At 59.1% G+C, this 20011-nt stretch carries 14 protein-coding genes, 1 tRNA gene and 2 rRNA genes (1 of these 17 only partly in view); 10 read left to right on the top strand and 7 right to left on the bottom strand.

From position 1 onward, the window contains the following. The 4 genes from WIR04_RS20305 to tcdA all read left to right on the top strand — a co-directional run. A 23S ribosomal RNA gene (locus WIR04_RS20305) occupies positions 1-2817 on the top strand; it begins 73 nt to the left of the window's first position. A gap of 125 nt (positions 2818-2942) precedes the next feature. After that, positions 2943-3057, top strand: a 5S ribosomal RNA gene (gene rrf, locus WIR04_RS20300). 96 nt (positions 3058-3153) lie between these two features. Further along, positions 3154-3230, top strand: a tRNA-Asp gene (locus tag WIR04_RS20295). Between the two features lie 156 nt (positions 3231-3386). Then, positions 3387-4223: a tRNA cyclic N6-threonylcarbamoyladenosine(37) synthase TcdA gene (tcdA, locus tag WIR04_RS20290; RefSeq protein ID WP_338889366.1), complete on the top strand. Its 837-nt coding sequence runs from the start codon at positions 3387-3389 to the stop codon at positions 4221-4223. 21 nt (positions 4224-4244) lie between these two features. On the opposite strand, the gene WIR04_RS20285 is transcribed toward tcdA, so the two are convergent. After that, the gene (locus WIR04_RS20285) at positions 4245-4679 is read right to left on the bottom strand and encodes a SufE family protein (protein WP_338889363.1); all 435 of its coding nucleotides are present in this window, start codon (positions 4677-4679) and stop codon (positions 4245-4247) included. Positions 4680-4692: 13 nt separating this feature from the next. Continuing rightward, entirely contained in the window at positions 4693-5913 is a 1221-nt protein-coding gene (locus WIR04_RS20280) for a cysteine desulfurase (protein ID WP_338889361.1), read from the bottom strand. Positions 5914-6065: 152 nt separating this feature from the next. Between WIR04_RS20280 and rep the strand changes: the two genes are divergently transcribed. Further along, positions 6066-8078 (top strand): DNA helicase Rep, encoded by a 2013-nt coding sequence (gene rep, locus WIR04_RS20275; RefSeq protein ID WP_338889358.1) that lies wholly within the window; start codon positions 6066-6068, stop codon positions 8076-8078. Here the strand turns inward: rep and WIR04_RS20270 are convergent. From WIR04_RS20270 to WIR04_RS20250, 5 genes are all read right to left on the bottom strand, one after another. Then, positions 8065-10365: a bifunctional diguanylate cyclase/phosphodiesterase gene (locus WIR04_RS20270; protein ID WP_338889356.1), complete on the bottom strand. Its 2301-nt coding sequence runs from the start codon at positions 10363-10365 to the stop codon at positions 8065-8067. The genes rep and WIR04_RS20270 overlap by 14 nt on opposite strands. A gap of 84 nt (positions 10366-10449) precedes the next feature. After that, positions 10450-10902 carry a c-type cytochrome gene (locus WIR04_RS20265; RefSeq protein WP_005327368.1) on the bottom strand — a complete coding sequence of 151 codons (453 nt, stop codon included), beginning with the start codon at positions 10900-10902 and terminating at the stop codon, positions 10450-10452. A gap of 303 nt (positions 10903-11205) precedes the next feature. Beyond that, entirely contained in the window at positions 11206-12231 is a 1026-nt protein-coding gene (gene tdh, locus WIR04_RS20260; RefSeq protein WP_025325248.1) for an L-threonine 3-dehydrogenase, read from the bottom strand. Positions 12232-12320: 89 nt separating this feature from the next. After that, positions 12321-13511, bottom strand: coding sequence for a glycine C-acetyltransferase (locus tag WIR04_RS20255; RefSeq protein WP_338889353.1), 1191 nt, complete (start codon positions 13509-13511; stop codon positions 12321-12323). A 184-nt stretch (positions 13512-13695) separates the two neighbouring features. Continuing rightward, positions 13696-14340, bottom strand: coding sequence for a TetR/AcrR family transcriptional regulator (locus WIR04_RS20250; RefSeq protein ID WP_025325250.1), 645 nt, complete (start codon positions 14338-14340; stop codon positions 13696-13698). Between the two features lie 146 nt (positions 14341-14486). On the opposite strand from WIR04_RS20250, the gene rfaD reads away from it, so the two are divergent. Genes rfaD through WIR04_RS20225 form a run of 5 tightly spaced genes read left to right on the top strand, consistent with a single transcriptional unit; the run spans position 14487 to position 20009 of the window. After that, positions 14487-15446 carry an ADP-glyceromanno-heptose 6-epimerase gene (rfaD, locus tag WIR04_RS20245; RefSeq protein WP_025325251.1) on the top strand — a complete coding sequence of 320 codons (960 nt, stop codon included), beginning with the start codon at positions 14487-14489 and terminating at the stop codon, positions 15444-15446. Between the two features lie 49 nt (positions 15447-15495). Further along, positions 15496-17259, top strand: a complete 1764-nt coding sequence (locus tag WIR04_RS20240; RefSeq protein WP_338889350.1) for a polysaccharide deacetylase family protein — start codon at positions 15496-15498, stop codon at positions 17257-17259. Further along, a complete protein-coding gene (locus WIR04_RS20235; RefSeq protein WP_338889348.1) occupies positions 17259-18605 on the top strand; it encodes an O-antigen ligase family protein in 1347 nt (448 codons plus the stop codon). Before WIR04_RS20240 ends, WIR04_RS20235 begins: the two co-directional genes overlap by 1 nt. Then, a complete protein-coding gene (locus tag WIR04_RS20230; protein WP_338889346.1) occupies positions 18586-19317 on the top strand; it encodes a glycosyltransferase family 25 protein in 732 nt (243 codons plus the stop codon). Before WIR04_RS20235 ends, WIR04_RS20230 begins: the two co-directional genes overlap by 20 nt. After that, a complete protein-coding gene (locus WIR04_RS20225; protein ID WP_338889344.1) occupies positions 19314-20009 on the top strand; it encodes a glycosyltransferase family 32 protein in 696 nt (231 codons plus the stop codon). Before WIR04_RS20230 ends, WIR04_RS20225 begins: the two co-directional genes overlap by 4 nt. Positions 20010-20011: the final 2 nt, after the last annotated feature.

Here is a 20011-nt window from a genome sequence, read left to right as displayed (position 1 = left end):
AGCTGTGAGAAGTCGGTAAGAGACGCTATTACTCACAGATTTCCGAATGGGGAAACCCACCCAAGATAACTTGGGTATCGTTGCATGAATACATAGTGCAACGAGGCGAACCGGGAGAACTGAAACATCTAAGTACCCCGAGGAAAAGAAATCAACCGAGATTCCCTCAGTAGCGGCGAGCGAACGGGGATTAGCCCTTAAGCTTCTTGGAAGTTAGTGGAACGGTCCTGGAAAGGCCGGCGATACAGGGTGATAGCCCCGTACACGAAAACAACCTTGATGTGAAATCGAGTAGGGCGGGACACGTGACATCCTGTCTGAATATGGGGGGACCATCCTCCAAGGCTAAATACTCCTGACTGACCGATAGTGAACCAGTACCGTGAGGGAAAGGCGAAAAGAACCCCTGTGAGGGGAGTGAAATAGAACCTGAAACCGTGTACGTACAAGCAGTGGGAGCCCTTCGGGGTGACTGCGTACCTTTTGTATAATGGGTCAGCGACTTACATTTTGTAGCGAGGTTAACCGTATAGGGGAGCCGTAGGGAAACCGAGTCTTAACTGGGCGTCTAGTTGCAAGGTGTAGACCCGAAACCGGGTGATCTAGCCATGGGCAGGTTGAAGGTTGAGTAACATCAACTGGAGGACCGAACCCACTAACGTTGCAAAGTTAGGGGATGACCTGTGGCTGGGGGTGAAAGGCCAATCAAACTCGGAGATAGCTGGTTCTCCCCGAAAGCTATTTAGGTAGCGCCTCGGACGAATACTACTGGGGGTAGAGCACTGTTTGGACTAGGGGGTCATCCCGACTTACCAACTCCATGCAAACTCCGAATACCAGTAAGTAATATCCGGGAGACACACGGCGGGTGCTAACGTCCGTCGTGAAGAGGGAAACAACCCAGACCGCCGGCTAAGGTCCCAAAGTTCTGGTTAAGTGGGAAACGATGTGGGAAGGCTCAGACAGCTAGGATGTTGGCTTAGAAGCAGCCATCATTTAAAGAAAGCGTAATAGCTCACTAGTCGAGTCGGCCTGCGCGGAAGATGTAACGGGGCTCAAACCAGGCACCGAAGCCGCGGATTCACACTTATGTGTGAGTGGTAGGGGAGCGTTCTGTAAGTCTGCGAAGGTGTATCGAGAGGTATGCTGGAGATATCAGAAGTGCGAATGCTGACGTAAGTAACGATAAAGGGGGTGAAAAGCCTCCTCGCCGGAAGACCAAGGGTTCCTGTCCAACGTTAATCGGGGCAGGGTGAGTCGACCCCTAAGGTGAGGCCGAAAGGCGTAATCGATGGGAAGCAGGTTAATATTCCTGCACGACTTGTAATTGCGATGGGGGGACGGAGAAGGCTAGGTGGGCCAGGCGACGGTTGTCCTGGTGAAAGTGCGTAGGTGGTGTTTCTAGGCAAATCCGGAGACACAACACTGAGACACGAGACGAAGCCACTACGGTGGTGAAGCCATTGATGCCCTGCTTCCAGGAAAAGCCTCTAAGCTTCAGATTACAAGTCATCGTACCCCAAACCGACACAGGTGGTCGGGTAGAGAATACCAAGGCGCTTGAGAGAACTCGGGTGAAGGAACTAGGCAAAATAGAACCGTAACTTCGGGAGAAGGTTCGCTCTTGACAGTGAAGTCCCTTGCGGATGGAGCAGTTGGGAGTCGCAGTGACCAGATGGCTGGGACTGTTTATCAAAAACACAGCACTCTGCAAACACGAAAGTGGACGTATAGGGTGTGACACCTGCCCGGTGCCGGAAGGTTAATTGATGGGGTTAGCGCAAGCGAAGCTCTTGATCGAAGCCCCGGTAAACGGCGGCCGTAACTATAACGGTCCTAAGGTAGCGAAATTCCTTGTCGGGTAAGTTCCGACCTGCACGAATGGTGTAACCATGGCCATGCTGTCTCCACCCGAGACTCAGTGAAATCGAATTCGCCGTGAAGATGCGGTGTACCCGCGGCTAGACGGAAAGACCCCGTGAACCTTTACTACAGCTTGGCACTGAACATTGAACCTACATGTGTAGGATAGGTGGGAGGCTTTGAAGGCGTGACGCCAGTTGCGCTGGAGCCGTCCTTGAAATACCACCCTTGTATGTTTGATGTTCTAACGCAGGGCCCTGAATCGGGCTCGCGGACAGTGCCTGGTGGGTAGTTTGACTGGGGCGGTCTCCTCCCAAAGAGTAACGGAGGAGCACGAAGGTTGGCTAATCCTGGTCGGACATCAGGAGGTTAGTGCAATGGCATAAGCCAGCTTAACTGCGAGACGGACAGGTCGAGCAGGTACGAAAGTAGGTCATAGTGATCCGGTGGTTCTGAATGGAAGGGCCATCGCTCAACGGATAAAAGGTACTCCGGGGATAACAGGCTGATACCGCCCAAGAGTTCATATCGACGGCGGTGTTTGGCACCTCGATGTCGGCTCATCACATCCTGGGGCTGAAGTCGGTCCCAAGGGTATGGCTGTTCGCCATTTAAAGTGGTACGCGAGCTGGGTTCAGAACGTCGTGAGACAGTTCGGTCCCTATCTGCCGTGGGCGTTGGATGATTGAAGGGAGTTGCTCCTAGTACGAGAGGACCGGAGTGAACGAACCTCTGGTGTTCGGGTTGTCACGCCAGTGGCACTGCCCGGTAGCTAAGTTCGGAATCGATAACCGCTGAAAGCATCTAAGCGGGAAGCGAGCCCTGAGATGAGTCATCCCTGACCCCTTGAGGGTCCTAAAGGGCCGTTGGAGACCACAACGTTGATAGGTGGGGTGTGTAAGCGCGGCGACGTGTTGAGCTAACCCATACTAATTACCCGTGAGGCTTAACCATACAACACCCAAGAAGTGTTCTGGGCCTTGTAGCGAATGAACGAACTACTCAAATTCAGTGATAGCGACCATCTTCCAAGATGAATGTCGTTACTCACGTCAGCTTTCCGAGATTGAAGTTATTTGCCTGGCGGCCATAGCGCCGTGGAACCACCTGATCCCATGCCGAACTCAGAAGTGAAACGCGGTAGCGCCGATGGTAGTGTGGCATTCGCCATGCGAGAGTAGGACACTGCCAGGCACCCAATTAAACAGCGATGTGCAACATCACATCACTGGCTGCGAGGATGACACCTCATAGAAGCGGCAAAAGATTTAGCGCAAGCTAACCGAATGCGGAGCGGTAGTTCAGTCGGTTAGAATACCGGCCTGTCACGCCGGGGGTCGCGGGTTCGAGTCCCGTCCGCTCCGCCACTATTTAGAAAGCCCAGTCGAAAGACTGGGCTTTTTTTCGTTTAAAGCATGCCGACGCAGCACTCATTTCCCCCTCGTATCCACACCATTATCACCCGATCATCGCCGCTGACCGTGGTTGCCGCTATAATGGCCGCCCTCAAGCAAGGTGGTGGTATGAAAGCAGAATATCTACAGCGATTCGGGGGCATTGCCCGTCTTTATGGTCAGAGCGCTCTTGGCTCCTTCAGTCAGGCCAAGGTCTGTGTGGTGGGGATTGGCGGAGTTGGCTCCTGGGCGGCCGAGGCGCTGGCCCGTGCCGGCATCAACCAGATCACCCTGATCGACATGGATGACATCTGCATCACCAACACCAATCGTCAGATCCACGCCATGCAGGGCACGGTCGGCCGCCTCAAGACAGAAGTGATGGCCGAGCGCATTCGTGCCATCAACCCGGATTGCGAGGTGATCGAGGTGGATGACTTCGTCACCGCCGACAACCTGGCAGAGCATATCAAGCGGGAGTTTGACTATGTGGTAGATGCCATCGATTCGGTCAAGGCCAAGGTGGCGCTGATTGCCTTCTGCAAGCGCAACAAGATCCCGGTGATAGTAGCTGGCGGCGCAGGCGGGCAGATGGACCCGACCCAAATCACAGTGGCGGATCTGGCCAAGACAATCCAGGATCCGCTGGCGGCCAAGGTGCGCTCCGACTTGCGCCGGTTGCATAACTTCAGCAAGAATCCGGCGCGTAAATTCGGGGTGGAGTGTGTCTTCTCAACCGAGCAGTTGAGCTATCCCGATGGCAATGGCGGTACCTGTCAGGCCAAGGCGGCCAGCGACGGCAACATGAAGATGGATTGCGCCTCCGGCTTCGGCGCCGTGACGCCGGTGACGGCGACCTTCGGTCTGGTGGCGGCCTCCCGGGTATTGAAGAAGATTGCCGAGCGGGGCGCTCGCGCCGAGAAAGAGGCAGGGAATGAAGCCGTAGGGTCGATTAGCGAAGCCTAATCGACCACTGAGCAAGGTGGGTTAAACAGCCTGTTCCCGGATCGCCAGCACGATCGCCCTGAGCCCGTTACCCCGTGACGGGCTCAGGTGTTTCTCCAGCCCAAGCTCGCTGAAATAGGCTTCTATATCAAAGGCCTGAATAACCTCAGCAGATTGGTGGTTAAGCGCCGCCAGCACTATAACGATGAGGCCGCGCACTATGCGGGCGTCGGAGTCGCAGGAAAAGTGCCAGCAACCATCCTCGCTTTTCTCTCCCTTCAGCCAGGCCTGGCTCTCGCAGCCTTTCAGGCGGTGCTCTTCGGTCTGCCACTCGGCGGGCAGTACGGGTAGCTGTCTGCCGAGCTGGATGATGAGTCGGTACTGGTTCTCCCAGCCGTGGGCCGCAGCAAACTGCTGGCGGATGCTGTCGGCGTTGGGCTCAAGGCCTATCCGGGTATAGGTTGCGAGGTCACTCATTCGGTTGTCTGCCTTAGAAGAAGTCACTGAGTTTGTGCAGGGCTGCCAGCAGGGCATCCACATCATCCCGATCGTTGTAGCAGGCCAGCGAGGCCCTCATGGTGCCGCCGATCCCTAAGCTCTCCATCAATGGCATGGCGCAGTGATGGCCGACCCGTAGCGCTATGCCCTGCATGTCGAGCAGGGTGGCGGCATCTTGCGGGTGGATCTCATCGAGCAGGAAGGAGACTGCCCCTGCCCGTTGTGCCGGTTCACCTATGAGGCGCAGACCCGGCACCTGTTGCAGTCCGGCAACCAGATAATCGGTCAGCGCCGCTTCATGGCTGGCCAATGAGCCCCCGTCCTGTTCCATCATAAAGTCGATGGCGGCGGCGAGGCCGATGGCGCCAGCAATATGGGGGGTGCCCGCCTCGAACTTGAAGGGCAGGGTATTGAAGGTGGTGCCGCTGAAGCTGACCTTGTCGATCATCTCGCCCCCCGCCTGCCAGGGCGGCATCCGCTCCAGCAATTCGGTTCTACCCCACAGCACGCCTATGCCGGTTGGGCCATAGAGCTTGTGGCCGGAGAAGGCATAGAAGTCGCAGCCGATGGCCTGTACATCCACCTCGAGATGGGCAACCGCCTGAGCGCCGTCGATCAGGGTCAGGGCACCCACCGCCTTGGCGGCCGCCACTATCTCCTTCACCGGGTTGACGGTGCCGAGGGCGTTGGAGACATGGGCCACGCTCACCAGTCGGGTGCGCGGCCCCAGCATGGCCAGGTAAGCCTCCATATCCAGATCCCCGCGCTTATCCAGCGGAATGACCCGAATAAGGGCGCCGGTGCGTTCGGCAATCAGTTGCCAGGGGACTATGTTGGCGTGGTGCTCCAGGGTGCTGAGGACGATCTCGTCCCCCGCCTTGAGCTCGCTCATCCCCCAGCTGTGGGCCACCAGATTGATCGCCTCTGTGGTGCCGCGGGTCCAGATCACTTCCCGGCTGTTAGGTGCGTTGATAAAGCGGGCGACCGTCTCGCGGGCTGCCTCGAAGGCGCGGGTGGCGCGGCCGCTCAGGGCATGGGCGGCGCGGTGCACATTGGCGTTGTCGGCCCGGTAGTAGTGAGCTATGGCGTCCAGCACGGCCTGGGGTTTCTGGGTGGTGGCGGCGTTGTCCAGATAGATCAGAGGGTGGCCGTTCACCTCCTGCGCCAGGGCTGGAAACTGGCTACGCAATTGAGCGTGCTGTTGCTGATTCATGCTCCCCTCATCTCCTCTGGAAAAGTCGGCCATGATCCGGAAAATGACGGGCAAACACAAGGCGAAGTGGCGGGGTCCTGTGTCCGGTTTCGGCTGCCCGCGGGATCTCTGTTACAATGCCGCCCCTCATCATAAGCCAAGAGATCCGGCCCATGAAGCTCAACCCCAATCAGAACGAAGCGGTCAAGTTTGTCTCCGGCCCTTGCCTGGTGCTGGCGGGTGCCGGATCGGGCAAGACCCGCGTCATCACCAACAAGATCGCCTATCTGGTACAACAGTGCGGCTATAACGCCCGTAACATAGCGGCCGTCACCTTCACCAACAAGGCGGCGCGGGAGATGAAGGAGCGGGTCGGCCAGACTCTGGGTCGCAAGGAGGCGCGGGGACTCATGGTCTCCACCTTCCACACCCTGGGGCTCGACATCATACGTCGCGAGCACAAGAGCCTGAACCTCAAGGCGAACTTCTCCCTGTTCGACGACACCGACCAGCTGGCGCTGCTGAAAGAATTGACAGAGGCGGAGCTCGACAACGACAAGGACAAGCTCTCGGCCCTCATCACCCAGATCTCCAACTGGAAGAACGACCTCATTTTGCCGGCGCGGGCCATGCGCATCGCCCGGGGGCCGGAAGAGGTGCTGATGGCCCAGCTCTACGAGCGCTATCACCGCCAGATGGTGGCCTACAACGCGCTGGATTTCGATGACCTCATCGTGATGCCGACCCTGCTGCTGAAGAACAACGAGGAGGTGCGTACCCGCTGGCAGAACAAGATCCGCTACCTGCTGGTCGACGAGTATCAGGACACCAACACCAGCCAGTACGAGCTGGTGAAGCAGATCGTCGGCGAGCGTGCCCGCTTCACAGTGGTGGGGGATGATGACCAGTCCATCTACTCCTGGCGCGGTGCCAAGCCGCAGAACCTGGTGCTGCTGAACGAGGATTTCCCCAGCCTCAAGCTGATCAAGCTGGAGCAGAACTACCGCTCCAAGGGGCGCATTCTGAAATGCGCCAACATACTGATCGCCAACAACCCCCATGTGTTCGACAAGGCGCTCTTCTCCGAGCTCGACTACGGGGTGCCGGTCAAGGTGCTGTTCGCCAAGAACGAGGAGCACGAGGCGGAGCGGATCGCCGCCGAGATGATGGGCCACAAGTTCATGAATCGCACCCGGTTCAAGGATTACGCCATCCTCTACCGGGGCAACCATCAGTCGCGCATCTTCGAGAAGGCGCTGATGACCAACCGCATCCCCTATCGCATCTCCGGCGGCACCTCGTTTTTCTCCCGCACCGAGATCAAGGACATCATGGCCTACCTCAAGCTGCTGGTGAATCCGGACGAGGACACCGCCTTCCTGCGGGTGGTCAACCTGCCACGCCGGGAAATCGGCCCCACCACGCTTGAGAAGCTGGGGCAGTACGCCAACCAGCGCGGCAAGAGCCTGTTTGCCGCCAGCTTCGAGCTGGGGCTGGAGCAGCACCTCTCCGGCCGTGGTCTGAGTGCGTTGCAGGCCTTCACCAACTGGCTGGTGCGGCTCGGTGATCAGGCGCAGCGGGGCAACCCGGTGGAGGCGGTGCGGGACATGATCAAGGAGATCCACTACGAGGAGTGGCTCTACGAGACCTCCCCCAGCCCGAAGGCGGCAGAGATGCGGATGCAGAATGTCTCCACCCTCTATCGCTGGATCACCGAGATGCTGGAGGGGGACGAGCTGGAGGAGGCGATGACGCTCGCCCAGGTGGTCACCCGTCTCACCCTGCGGGACATGATGGAGCGCAACGAGGGAGAGGACGATGCGGATCAGGTGCAGCTGATGACACTGCACGCCTCCAAGGGGCTGGAGTTTCCCTATGTCTACATGGTGGGTATGGAAGAGGGCTTGCTGCCCCACCAGACCAGCATCGACGAGGACAACGTGGAGGAGGAGCGTCGCCTCGCCTATGTGGGCATCACCCGGGCCCAGACCGAACTCACCTTCACGCTGTGCAAGGAGCGGCGTCAGTATGGTGAGTCGGTGCGTCCCGAGCCGAGCCGCTTCCTGCTGGAGCTGCCCCAGGACGATCTGGAGTGGGAAAACCAGAAGAAGGTGACGGCCGAGGAGCGCCAGCAGAAAGGGCAGGTCGGGGTCGCCAACCTGAGGGCCCTGTTCAAGAAGGATTGAGTGAAGGCTTGGCCGGGGGCTCTGCCTGGGTGAGCAGCGGTATGATGTCGGATCCTGGCAAAGGTGGGGAGATGTGGCGCCCCTGTCCCAGGGCGCAGCCCAGCTCGATGAGCTTCTGCAACTGCTGCTGGTTCTCTATGCCTTCGACCACCAGGGTAAAGTCGAGATCCTGACAGATGTCCCGCATGGCGCGGATCAGCGCCAGGTCCTTGGGGGAGTTCAGCATGCGATGGGTGAAGCTGTCATCCACCTTGATGTAGTCCACCGGGAAGTGGAACAGGGCATTGAGGGAGGAGAAGCCGGTCCCGAAGTCATCCAGGCTGATCTGGATCCCCTTTGCCCTGAGCTCATGGAGCGAGGTGAGGGAGTCGGCACTCTGTCTGGAGAGCTCCCGCTCGTTGAATTCGAAAATGAAGTAGCCGGGTATCACCCCCTCCTCTTCCATGATGTGGACCAGCGCCATGATCTGCTCGCGGCTGGCCAGGTGCTTGCCGGACAGGTTGAGCGCTATCTTGAAGCGGCCGCCGTCCGAGAGCTGCAGCCAGCTCTTCAGCTGCTGGCAGGTTCGCCGTAGGATCTGGCGATCCAGATCCTGAATAAGGCCGCACTGCTCGGCCAGTGGAATGAAGTCGAAGGCATCCTTCAGTTCTCCCTCCTCGGTGATCCAGCGTGCCATCACCTCCAGCCCCACCAGGCGACTCTCCTTCAGCCTGATCACCGGCTGGAAGTAGGGCACTATCCTGCCTTCCCGCAATGCCCTGAACAGCCGTTCCTCTGGGGAGCCCGAGTGTTCCATGCAGGCGTCGGAGTACATGACGATGCGACTGCGACCATTGCGCTTGGCCTGGTACATGGCGAGATCGGCCTGGTGCAGCAGCTCGCTGATGTCCGTGGTCTGCTCCGACACGCTGGCCACCCCCAGGCTGACGGTGACGGTCAGATCATTGCCCTGTAGCCGGAATGGGTGGGCGATGCGGCCTAGAATGCGATTGAGTACTGGGCTGACGTCCTCCTCCTGCTGGCTGTTGTCCAGGTAGATGACGAACTCGTCGCCCCCGAGCCTGGCCACCATGTCATTTTGCCGGATGCAGCTCTGCAGACGCTTGGCCAGCTCCTGCAGCAGCTGGTCGCCGGCACTGTGGCCCAGGGCGTCATTGACCTGCTTGAAATGATCCACGTCCGCGAAGATCAGGGTGAAGCCGGCCGTCTGGTAACGGCGGTAACGGGTCATGGCATGGTGAAGGTGGTTCATCAGCAGGGCCCGGTTCGGCAGCTGGGTAAGCGGGTCATGCAGTGCATTGAACTGGAGTCGCCGCTCCAGCTCCTGATGATGTCTGAGCCGTTTCTGCAGCCGCAGGTTGGTCTGGCGCAGCTGCTGTAGCCGCTGGTTGATGGACTCTTCCGAGTTGAGTTCATCCAGCTGCTGTCTGACTCTCTTGAGCTCAAGCAGCAGGGTCAACTGGTGGCGCAGGAAGTCGAGGAACAGCCTGTCATCGGCCTCCAGGGGCTGGGCAGTATTGATGATGAGGTGGGCGAAATACTGTTGCTGCTGGCGCAGAGGCAGGCTGTACCAGAACAACCCGGCCGCGCTGCGCTCTATGCTGTTGGTGCTGTGGCACAGGGCCCTGATGACGTCGTCATCGTAGGCGAGCCGCATCGGATAGAGTTTCTCCAGCCGCTGGTTGTCGAGGCGGACCAGCAGCATGTCACTGACGGCCAGCATCTGGCGCAGCACGGCCTCTAGCTGGGAAAGCAGGGCATGCTGCGGCAGGTTGTGGGCCAACCGCATGATACGGCTGATTTTTTCAATCTTCTGCTGCCATTGGGGATCCCGTTGCATGAGGGGGGAGGCCTGCCCCGCCAGCTGGATGCCGGTCTGGGTTTCGTGCAGGCGCTTGGCCAGACACTCCAGCAGCAATCTCAGGGTCGGGGTCTGTTCGGGGGCACAGCGGGCCAGCAGCCATTGCACCTCATAGTGCTCCACCGCCTGCACGCACCATCCCTGGTGTTCATCGAGCCGGGTGAGCTGTTCGGTGAGACGGGGCTCTTCACGCCCCAGCTGTTGCTTGAACGCCTCGGGCAGCTGATGTTCATACAGCCAGTGCAGGCCTCCATCGGCCAGTCCCAGCATGGCAAAGTGCTGCAGGGGGCAGAGTCTGCCCAGCTGCACTACCAGTCTGGCGTAGTCCTCAGGGGAGGCAATGCCGGGCGCGGGGAAATCCATGATGGAAGAAACGACCGCCAGCAAGGGGGGAGGAACTGGCGGTGTGAGGGGCTGAACTGACATGCAATACTCCCGAATAAACTTACCTACAAGCGTAGTCGGAAGTGATTGGATTGAAAGGGCTGCAATAGGAGCCCTTTCAACCACTTAGAGCTTGTCGATCATGTAGTGAATGGCGTTTTCGATCTCTTCGTCACTACAGGCCGCGCAGGTGCCCCGTGCCGGCATCATGCCAGCCTTGCCGGTGAAGCCTTCGATGGCATGCTTGCGCAGGGTGTCGAACCCCTGGGCGATGCGTGGTTCCCAGGCCGCCTTGTCCCCGCGCTTGGGCGCGCCGGCCGCGCCGGTATCATGGCAGGCAAAGCAGGCGCCCTTGAACACTGTCTCGCCATCACGGGGACCGGACGAGGCAGCAGCAGGGGCGGCCGCGGCCGTCGCAATGCCTTCCAGATCCTTGGCGGTGTAGACCTGACCGACCGGGGCTATGCGCTCGGCGATGGCTTCCGTCGACATCTCATCGGCGGCAAAGACGGCGCCGGACAGGGTGGCGGCCGCCATCCCGGCAGCCAGCAAATAGCTCAGTTTTTTCAACACGCTCATGTACTCCCAGCAGGCTCTTATTATCCCTAGAAAACGACGGGATTATAACCGAATAGTTACAAGCATTTAAACGCTTGTGTGTGAAGTGTTAAGCAATCTGCGAACAAAGTTTCTGCAGCGGGAGGGGCTGCAGGCCAGGCCAGTGCAAAAAGAAACCCGGCTTTCGCCGGGTTTCTTCAGTCAGCAGTGAAAAAAACTCACTTATCTCCGTTGCGGCTCACCTTGCCAGTTGGTCGCCCCGCCCGGGGTGCATGGCATCCAGAGCGCGTTGCTGGCAGGTGTTCTGGCACGGCTGAGGCCATATCAATCCCAGTTCAGGATCACCTTGCCGGACTTGCCTGACCCCATGGCTTCGAAGCCTTGCTGGAAGTCATCGATGTGGAAGTGATGGGTGATGATGGGGCTGAGATCCAGACCTGACTGGATGAGGCTGGCCATCTTGTACCAGGTTTCGAACATCTCGCGGCCATAGATCCCTTTGATAAACAGTCCCTTGAAGATCACCTTGTTCCAGTCGATGGCCATGGTGGAGGGGGGAATGCCGAGCATGGCGATCTTGCCGCCGTGGTTCATCTTGTCGATCATGTCCTGGAAGGCGCTGGGAACGCCGGACATCTCCAGCCCCACGTCGAAGCCTTCGGTCATGCCGAGCTCGTCCATCACGTCGGAGAGTTTCTCCTTGGCCACGTTGACGGCGCGGGTAGCGCCCATCTTGCGGGCCAGCTCCAGCCGGTATTCGTTGACGTCGGTGATCACCACGTGACGAGCACCCACATGGCGGCAGACGGCGGCAGCCATGATGCCGATGGGACCGGCGCCGGTGATGAGCACGTCTTCACCCACCAGATCGAAGGAGAGGGCGGTGTGCACGGCGTTGCCGAACGGGTCGAAGATGGCGGCCAGCTCGTCGGGAATGTTGTCCGGCAGCTTGAAGGCGTTGAAGGCCGGGATCACCAGGTATTCGGCGAAGGAGCCCGGGCGGTTGACGCCGACCCCTATGGTGTTGCGGCACAGGTGGGTGCGACCGGCGCGGCAGTTGCGGCAGTGGCCGCAGGTGATGTGGCCTTCGCCGGAGACGCGATCGCCGATGGCGAAGCCGCGTACTTCCTGGCCGACGGCGACCACCTCTCCCACGTACTCATGACCGACCACCATGGGCACGGGGATGGTCTTCTGGGCCCACTCATCCCAGTTGTAGATGTGCATGTCGGTGCCGCAGATGGCGGTCTTGCGGATCTTGATCAGCAGATCGTTGTGGCCGAGCTCGGGAGCCGGGACGTCCGTCATCCAGATGCCGGCTTCGGATTTGAGTTTGGAGAGTGCTTTCATGACAGTTTCCTCACGGCACAGTGCCGGGTACAGAGGGTAATAAAATGGGGCCCAACCTTGGCCCCCGTTTTAATCAGCTAGCCATGTGATCAAATCACACCGAGCTCGCGGCCGATGCGGATGAAGGCATCGATGGCCTTGTCCAGCTGTTCGCGGGTATGGGCGGCAGACATCTGGGTACGGATGCGGGCCTGGCCCTTGGGCACCACGGGGAAGGAGAAGCCCACCACGTAGATGCCGGCGGCCAGCATACGGCTCGCCATCTCGGCGGCCAGCTTGGCATCCCCCAGCATGACCGGAATGATGGCGTGATCGGCACCGGCCAGGGTGAAGCCGGCGGCGCTCATCCGGGTGCGGAAATACTCGCTGTTTTCTTTCAGGCGGGCACGCAGCGCGTGGCCGTCGGCCAGCATGTCGATCACCTTGATGGTGGCCGAGACGATGGAGGGGGCCAGGGAGTTGGAGAAGAGGTAGGGACGGGAGCGCTGACGCAGCCAGTCGATGACCTCTTTCTTGCCGGAGGTGTAGCCGCCGGAGGCTCCGCCGAGCGCCTTGCCCAGGGTGCCAGTGATTATGTCGACCCTGTCCAGCACGTTGCAGTATTCGTGGGTGCCACGGCCGTTCTCGCCGATGAAGCCCACCGCGTGGGAGTCATCCACCATCACCAGGGCGTCGTATTTGTCGGCCAGATCGCAGATGGATTTGAGGTCGGCGATGACACCGTCCATGGAGAAGACGCCGTCGGTGGCGATCAGCTTGAAGCGGGCGCCGTCGGCATTGGCCTGCTTGAGCTGGGCTTCCAGCTCGGCCATGTCGTTGTTGGCGTAGCGATAGCGCCTGGCCTTGCACAGCCGCACGCCGTCGATGATGGAGGCGTGGTTGAGTGCATCTGAGATGATGGCGTCTTCGGCGCCGAACAGGGTCTCGAACAGACCGCCGTTGGCATCGAAGCAGGAGGAGTAGAGGATGCTGTCCTCGGTGCCGAGGAAGGCGGACAGCTTCTGCTCCAGCGCCTTGTGCTGGTCCTGGGTACCGCAGATGAAGCGTACCGAGGCCATGCCGAAGCCGTGGCTGTCGAGCCCCTGATGGGCGGCGGCGATAAGATCCGGGTGGTTGGCCAGCCCCAGGTAGTTGTTGGCACAGAAGTTCAGAACCTGCTCGCCGCCCACCGCAATCTGGGCCTGCTGAGCCGAGGTGATGATGCGTTCCTGCTTGTATAGCCCTTCCGCCTTGACCTGTTCGAGCTGTTCGGCCAGGTGACGATAGAATCCGTTAGACATCCTCGGTCCTCATTGACTGTGTCGACTGTGTTATCAGGATCTTGGGCCGTGCGAGGTGCACGGACTGACGTCGTCGCGGTCGTGACGAAACGTCGACAGACCCTGGAATGGGCAACATTTTACTGCAATCGTTGCGCACCAATTCAAATTATTATGCTGATATTCAACAATTGTGAAACAGATCTCACCCTGCTGGTTGGGCCAGTTGGTGGTAGTGCTGCTCCAGTTGGCGGATCTGGGCGATCACCTGGGGCTGCACATAGGGGCGCAGCAGGAAGAGCACCCGCAAGACCCCTTGATAAAGCAAGGGCTTGGTGATTCGGGTATGGGGCGCCTGGGCAATCTGGAAGGGGATCCAGCAGGTGACCACCATCTTGATGGTCTGGCCGAGATCCGGCAGGTCTTCGTCGCTGACGTCTATGATGCCGCCCTCGCGCAGGCTTCTCAGCAGCGCTTCCACGGCGGCGCGCAGCTGCTCCTGGGCCTTGAGGTACTTGTGCTGCAAGGGTTCGTCGCGACTCAGGATGTCCGGCAGGTTGGCGTAGAAGAAGCGGAACTGCCACATCAGATAGAAGATGGCATCCAGATAACCCATCAGATCTTCCAGCTTGATCTCGTGGCTGCGGGCCGGAGTGAAGCTCTCGCTCAGGTGGCGGGCGTATTGATCGAAGATGGAGTGGATGATGTCTTCTTTATTGCGGAAGTGGTAATAGAGGTTGCCCGGGCTGATGCCGAGATGGGCGGCAATGTGGTTGGTGGTGATGTTGCGTTCACCCTGATCGTTGAACAGCTCGGTGGCGCTGTGGATGATCCTGTCTCTGGTCTTCATCACTGATCCCTCTGCCGGGCCCTGTGCGCCGAGGTCGAATCCCCTGGCGGCCCGTGATAAACTTTTCGGCAATTTCAAATTGGCCCACTATACACAGCTTTAACAGGCAGTCACACGGGGCCATCAACGTACGCGAGGCAAACTCCATGATCGTAGTAACTGGCGGTGCTGGCTTTATCGGCAGCAATCTGGTCAAGCAGCTGAACGCTCAAGGACGGACCGATATCGTGGTCATCGACGACCTGACCGACGGCACCAAGTTCGTCAACCTGGTCGATCTCACCATCGCCGACTACATGGACAAGGACGAGTTCCAGGCGCGGATCGTCTCCGGTGACGAGTTTGAAGAGTGGGATGGCGGCATCGAGGTGATCTTCCACGAAGGTGCCTGCTCCGCGACTACAGAATGGAACGGCAAGTTCATCATGGAGGTCAACTACGAGTACTCCAAGGATCTGTTCCACTACTGCATCGAGCGGGAAATTCCCTTCATCTATGCCTCCTCCGCCGCGACCTATGGTGGCCGCAACGACAACTTCATCGAAGATCCCAAGTTCGAGCAGCCGCTGAACGTCTACGGCTACTCCAAGCAGCTGTTCGATCAATACGTGCGCCGCTGGCTGCCGGAGATCGACTCCCAGGTCGTTGGCCTGAAATACTTCAACGTCTACGGCCCGCGCGAGCAGCACAAAGGCTCCATGGCCTCCGTCGCCTTCCACCTCAACAACCAGGTGAAGCAGGGTGACAATCCCAAGCTGTTCGAGGGCTGCGACGGCTTCCCGGACGGTGGCCAGATGCGCGACTTCATCTATGTGGACGACGTCTGCAAGGTGAACCTCTGGTTCTGGCAGAACCCGCAGCACTCCGGCATCTTCAACTGCGGTACCGGCCGTGCCGAGCCGTTCCAGAACGTGGCCGAGGCCGTGATCAAGCATCACCAGCAAGGCGCCATCGAGTACATCCCCTTCCCGGATCACCTCAAGGGTCGCTATCAGAGCTTCACCCAGGCCGATCTGACCCGCTTGCGTGGCGTCGGTTATGACGGCGAGTTCAAGACTGTCGCCGAAGGCGTGGCCGATTACATGGCCTGGTTGAACCGGGCTTGATCCCCCTCTGACGGGCGGCCCTGGCCGCCCGTCGATCGGATGCGCTTGCATGAACATATTGATGGCACTCTCCCAGCTCGAAGTCACGGGAGCTGAGGTCTATGCCACCACGGTCGGCAACGAGCTGACCCGGCGTGGTCACAACGTCTTTTACGTGTCAGATACCCTGACCAAGCCCACGCAAGGGCCCGTATTCAAGCTGAGGTTCAACAAGCGCAGCATACTGCGCCGTTTCTGGCATGTGTTTTACCTCATCTATCTCATCAGGAAGCACCATATCCAGCTGGTTCATGCCCACTCCCGCGCCTCCGGCTGGAGCAGCTATGTGGCCTGCAAGCTGACCGGCACCCCCATGATCACCACAGTTCATGGCCGTCAGCCGGTGCATGCCTCCCGCAAGGCCTTCCATGCGCTCGGCTATCGGGCGGTGGCGGTGTGCGAGGATATCGCCCGCCAGATCATCGACAACCTGGGGGTGGATCCCGCCATAGTGCAGGTGCTGCGCAACGGCATAGAGACCGACAGGTTCCAACCCGTGCCGGCACCGGACAACGTCAGGCCGGTGATCGCCATCATAGGGCGACTGAGCGGCCCCAAGGGGGAGCTCTGCTATCGCCTGCTGGACGAGGTGCTGGATCTGGACGCCTGCCAAGTCCGTGTCGTCAGCGGTACCCGGGTGCCGGAGCGATTTGCCCGCTTCCAGGACAGGGTCGATTTCGTCGGTTATGTGGACGATGTGCCCGCCCTGCTGGCGCAGTGCGATCTGGTGATCGGCGCTGGCCGGGTGGCGATGGAGGCCCTGCTGTGCGGCCGCCCCGCCTTCGCCATCGGCGAGGCCAAGGCCATAGGGCTGGTGACCGAACAGAATCTGAACGAGGCGCTGGCCAGCAACTTCGGCGACATTGGGCCCCAGGATCTGGCGATCGATTTTGCCGCGCTGAAGGGGCAGATAGCCCCGGCGCTGGCCAGCAGGACGGTGCCGGAATCCGTTCGCCAGCGTGTTTTGCAAGAGTATGACTTGCAAGGCGTCGTGACAGGGCTGGAGTCCATCTATCAAGACGCCGTGGTCGAGACCCTGCGCCGGGAGATGCCGGTCATCATGTATCACCGCTTCATCGAGCACGAGAACGAGAAGGGAGTTCACGGCACCTGGCTCCCGGTTGCCATGTTCGAGAAACACCTCAAGCTGATGAAGTGGCTGGGTTACGAGACGCTGACGTTTGCGGATCTGGCGGACAAGGGCTTCATCCATCGACTGCAGCATGGCAAGAAGTACCTGATGATCACCGTCGACGACGGCTATCGGGACAACCTTACCCGCATGCTGCCGCTGCTTGAAAAATATGGTTACAAGGCGGTGGTGTACATAGTGACCGGCGAGGATCACAATCGCTGGGACGTGGAGCATCCGACCCACCCTGATACGCCGGTGGCCCTGATGAATGGCGATGAGATCCGCGCGCTGGTGGCCTCCGGTCACGTGGAGATCGGTGGCCATACCCTGACGCACCCGCGCCTCAGCACGCTGGAGCCCGAGCAGCAGGCGCGCGAGATCCGGGCCAACAAGGAGAGGTTGGAACGGCTGCTGGGCCATCCGCTCATGTCGTTTGCCTACCCTTACGGGGATTTGAACGAGAGCGCGAAAGCCGAGGCCAGTGCCGCCGGTTACCGCTATGCTGTGGCCACCAACAGCGGCCCCAGGGCCATGCATCGGGATCCGCTCCAGATCCGCCGGATCGCCATCTTCCCCCGTACCGACATGTTCGGGTTGTGGCGCAAGATCCGTGGCAACTATGTCTTCAGAAAATCTTGATGGGAAAATACACATTGCTCGGGATGAAAGATCAGACCCTGTCGACGAATCACGATTTTCTCGGCTTTTTTCATGGCAAGGCGTTCGGCAACTTCATCTTCCTGAATATTCTGGGTTACACACTGTTCAAGGACTCGATACAGCTGATTGCCGATGTCTGCCAGACCATCATCGTCTTCGCGACTCTGCTGGCATTCTATGTGGACAGGGCTTTCTTCATCAAAAACAGAGTCTTTCAACTGCTCTGTCTGGCCGTGGTGGTACAGTGCCTGAGCTGGGTGTCATCGCGATATTATGTCCATGACTATGCCCTCAAGTACCCTTCGGTGAAGTCGATGGCCTACCTCTTCTTCTTCATCGGCCTCGCATACTGGCTGAAAGGGGAGCCGCGGCGCATCGTCATCACCTTGCTGACCTTCTGCGTCGGGGTCGTCTTCACCTTTGCCTATCACTCGGCCTTTTTCTCCATCTTCGAGACGGGGCTCGACGGTGCCAGGGTGGATTTCAATTACCGCAATGCCCAGCACGGATCCCTGATCGCGGGCGCCTGCTTTCTGTTTTTTGTCCTGTTGCTGCTCACCTCTAAATTCAGGAAACTGTCGCTGGCCAACGGGGGCATACTGCTCGGCATAGTGCTGTTCGGCGTTTTCTCCATCATTCTGCAATCCCGCCAGTCCTGGCTGGCCATCTCGGTCTCCCTGGCTATTCTCCCCTTGCTGGGGGGGGGTGACCATTGGCCAACACGCAAGGTGGTCATGACCTACGCCATCTTGCTGGCGACCATGCTGGCCCTCTATCAGGTCTCATTCATCAGGGAAAGGCTGCTGTCAGGCTTTGTGCATCAAGGGGATGTGCATGCCATCTTGACGGGCAACTGGGCCGAGGTGCGGGATTTCAGCATAGGGGTGAGGTTGAAGACCTGGCTGGAGGCCATCCAGTGGTTCCTGGCACACCCGCTCTTCGGCACCGGCTATGGCAGTCAGTCACTGGTCATTACCCTGTCCAAGACTCTGCCGGATTACATCACCCGGGAGTTCCGCCATCTGCACAACTCCAACATGGAGACCCTGGTGTGCTGGGGCATCGCCGGATTCCTGGTGCTCTATGGCACACTCTTCACCGTGGCTCGGCAGGTGTTGTCCTGTTCGTACTCTTCACGTTTCATCAAGATGCTGACCATCTCTTTCATCATCTATTGGCTCATCATCAACAACTTTGAATCCTTTTTCTACATGCGCTCCGGGCAGTGGGTATTCAGCGTCTTCATGGGCGCCATCTACTCGGCTGCATTGCATGAAGAACTGAAGCAGTTTGCAAAGGAAGGTCATGAAAATTTACGTCATTAGTCTGGAACGGGCCGTCGAGCGGCGCAGCCGCGTGGAGTCCGTCCTGGCGGCCAGGGACATCGATTTCGAGTTTTTCAATGCGGTGAATGGCTTTGAGGGTCTCCCCGAGCGGTTGCAGGCCTTGCCGGATGACCAGCACAGGATCCGTTTCAGGAGCCGGCCGTTGACCCCGGGGGAGAAGGGTTGTTATGCCAGCCACTTCCTGTTGTGGGAAAAGTGCGTCGAACTCAATGAGCCCATCCTCATTCTGGAAGATGACTTCCTGCCTACCCAGTATTTTGAAGAGGTGCTGGGGACCCTGCCCAAGGTCCACGAGCAGTATGAGTATGTGAAGGTGGAACCCCAGGTCGGGTCGGCCACCGCATTGACCACCATAGACAACATGCAACTGATGTTCTGGCACAACAACTCCTGCTGGACCACGGGTTACAGCATCTCGCCCCAGGGGGCCCGCCGCCTGCTGTCACACAGCAAGCGATGGCTCTGCTCGGTCGACAACTTCATCGGCGAGTCCTATCGTACCGGTCTCATCTGTACTGGCCTTATCCCCTATGCCATCTACAGCCCGCGGGACATGGGCAGCGACATCCAGAATCAGGTCGAACTGAAAAAGGTGCCGCTGGGGTTCAAATTGACCCGTGAGCTGTACCGCTGCTACCGGTTCATCAGAATGACGCTGTGGAACATGAAGCACTGTGGGGGCAAGTCATGAGCGAGACCAATAAAACCATTCATGCCATCTGGCTGGGCAACCGGCTGCCTCCCCTGGCCCATGTGTGCATTGACGACTGGCGAAAGCAGGGGTACGACTACAAGCTGTGGCTGGATACGGACCCGCAGATAAAGCGCTGGATCCAGGAGTGCACCTTTGCCCGGGAGTGCTACCGCCGGGGTTTGCTGGCCTTCGTGACCGATTACCTGCGCCTCAAGATCCTCGCTCAGGAAGGGGGCCTCTATCTGGATACCGATGTCACCATCAACCAGGATCCCTTCCCGCTCTTCGAATCAGTGGCGTTTGGCGCAGGCTACGAGTCCGATCGGCTGGTCGGCACCGCAGTCATCTACGCCCGGAAAGAGTCGGTGATGTTGTCCGAGCTGGTCCGCTTCTACGAAGAGGAGATCATGTCCTCTCCCATGTACATGGGGCCCGAGATCATGACCAGACTGGTGTCAGACAAGCTGGCGCACTCCGGCGATGCCGCCCTGATCGCCCCCGTTCATTACTTCTACAACTATCAGGGGGAAGCCATTCATTTTGAGCCCGCCACGGAGCGCTATATGACGCACTGGTTCCAGCACAGCTGGAAGCGCTCATCCGGCCTCGTATTCCTGCGGGCCAAGGCCAAGGGGTGGTCCGGGTATCTCTATGAGTGGCAGAAGGAGTTCTTCCGTCTGAGGAAGTGACG

Origin of the sequence: Aeromonas rivipollensis, from assembly GCF_037811135.1 — a bacterium.
GTDB lineage: Bacteria > Pseudomonadota > Gammaproteobacteria > Enterobacterales > Aeromonadaceae > Aeromonas > Aeromonas rivipollensis.
Note: the sequence above shows the minus strand (reverse complement) of the source record. Positions and strands in the feature narration are given on the sequence as shown.

Coding starts and splice junctions, on each gene's coding strand:
- tcdA (WP_338889366.1), top strand. CDS start 3,387: ATGAAAGCAGAATATCTACAGCGATTCGGGGGCATTGCCCGTCTTTAT.
- WIR04_RS20285 (WP_338889363.1), bottom strand. CDS start 4,679: ATGAGTGACCTCGCAACCTATACCCGGATAGGCCTTGAGCCCAACGCC.
- WIR04_RS20280 (WP_338889361.1), bottom strand. CDS start 5,913: ATGAATCAGCAACAGCACGCTCAATTGCGTAGCCAGTTTCCAGCCCTG.
- rep (WP_338889358.1), top strand. CDS start 6,066: ATGAAGCTCAACCCCAATCAGAACGAAGCGGTCAAGTTTGTCTCCGGC.
- WIR04_RS20270 (WP_338889356.1), bottom strand. CDS start 10,365: ATGTCAGTTCAGCCCCTCACACCGCCAGTTCCTCCCCCCTTGCTGGCG.
- WIR04_RS20265 (WP_005327368.1), bottom strand. CDS start 10,902: ATGAGCGTGTTGAAAAAACTGAGCTATTTGCTGGCTGCCGGGATGGCG.
- tdh (WP_025325248.1), bottom strand. CDS start 12,231: ATGAAAGCACTCTCCAAACTCAAATCCGAAGCCGGCATCTGGATGACG.
- WIR04_RS20255 (WP_338889353.1), bottom strand. CDS start 13,511: ATGTCTAACGGATTCTATCGTCACCTGGCCGAACAGCTCGAACAGGTC.
- WIR04_RS20250 (WP_025325250.1), bottom strand. CDS start 14,340: ATGAAGACCAGAGACAGGATCATCCACAGCGCCACCGAGCTGTTCAAC.
- rfaD (WP_025325251.1), top strand. CDS start 14,487: ATGATCGTAGTAACTGGCGGTGCTGGCTTTATCGGCAGCAATCTGGTC.
- WIR04_RS20240 (WP_338889350.1), top strand. CDS start 15,496: ATGAACATATTGATGGCACTCTCCCAGCTCGAAGTCACGGGAGCTGAG.
- WIR04_RS20235 (WP_338889348.1), top strand. CDS start 17,259: ATGGGAAAATACACATTGCTCGGGATGAAAGATCAGACCCTGTCGACG.
- WIR04_RS20230 (WP_338889346.1), top strand. CDS start 18,586: ATGAAAATTTACGTCATTAGTCTGGAACGGGCCGTCGAGCGGCGCAGC.
- WIR04_RS20225 (WP_338889344.1), top strand. CDS start 19,314: ATGAGCGAGACCAATAAAACCATTCATGCCATCTGGCTGGGCAACCGG.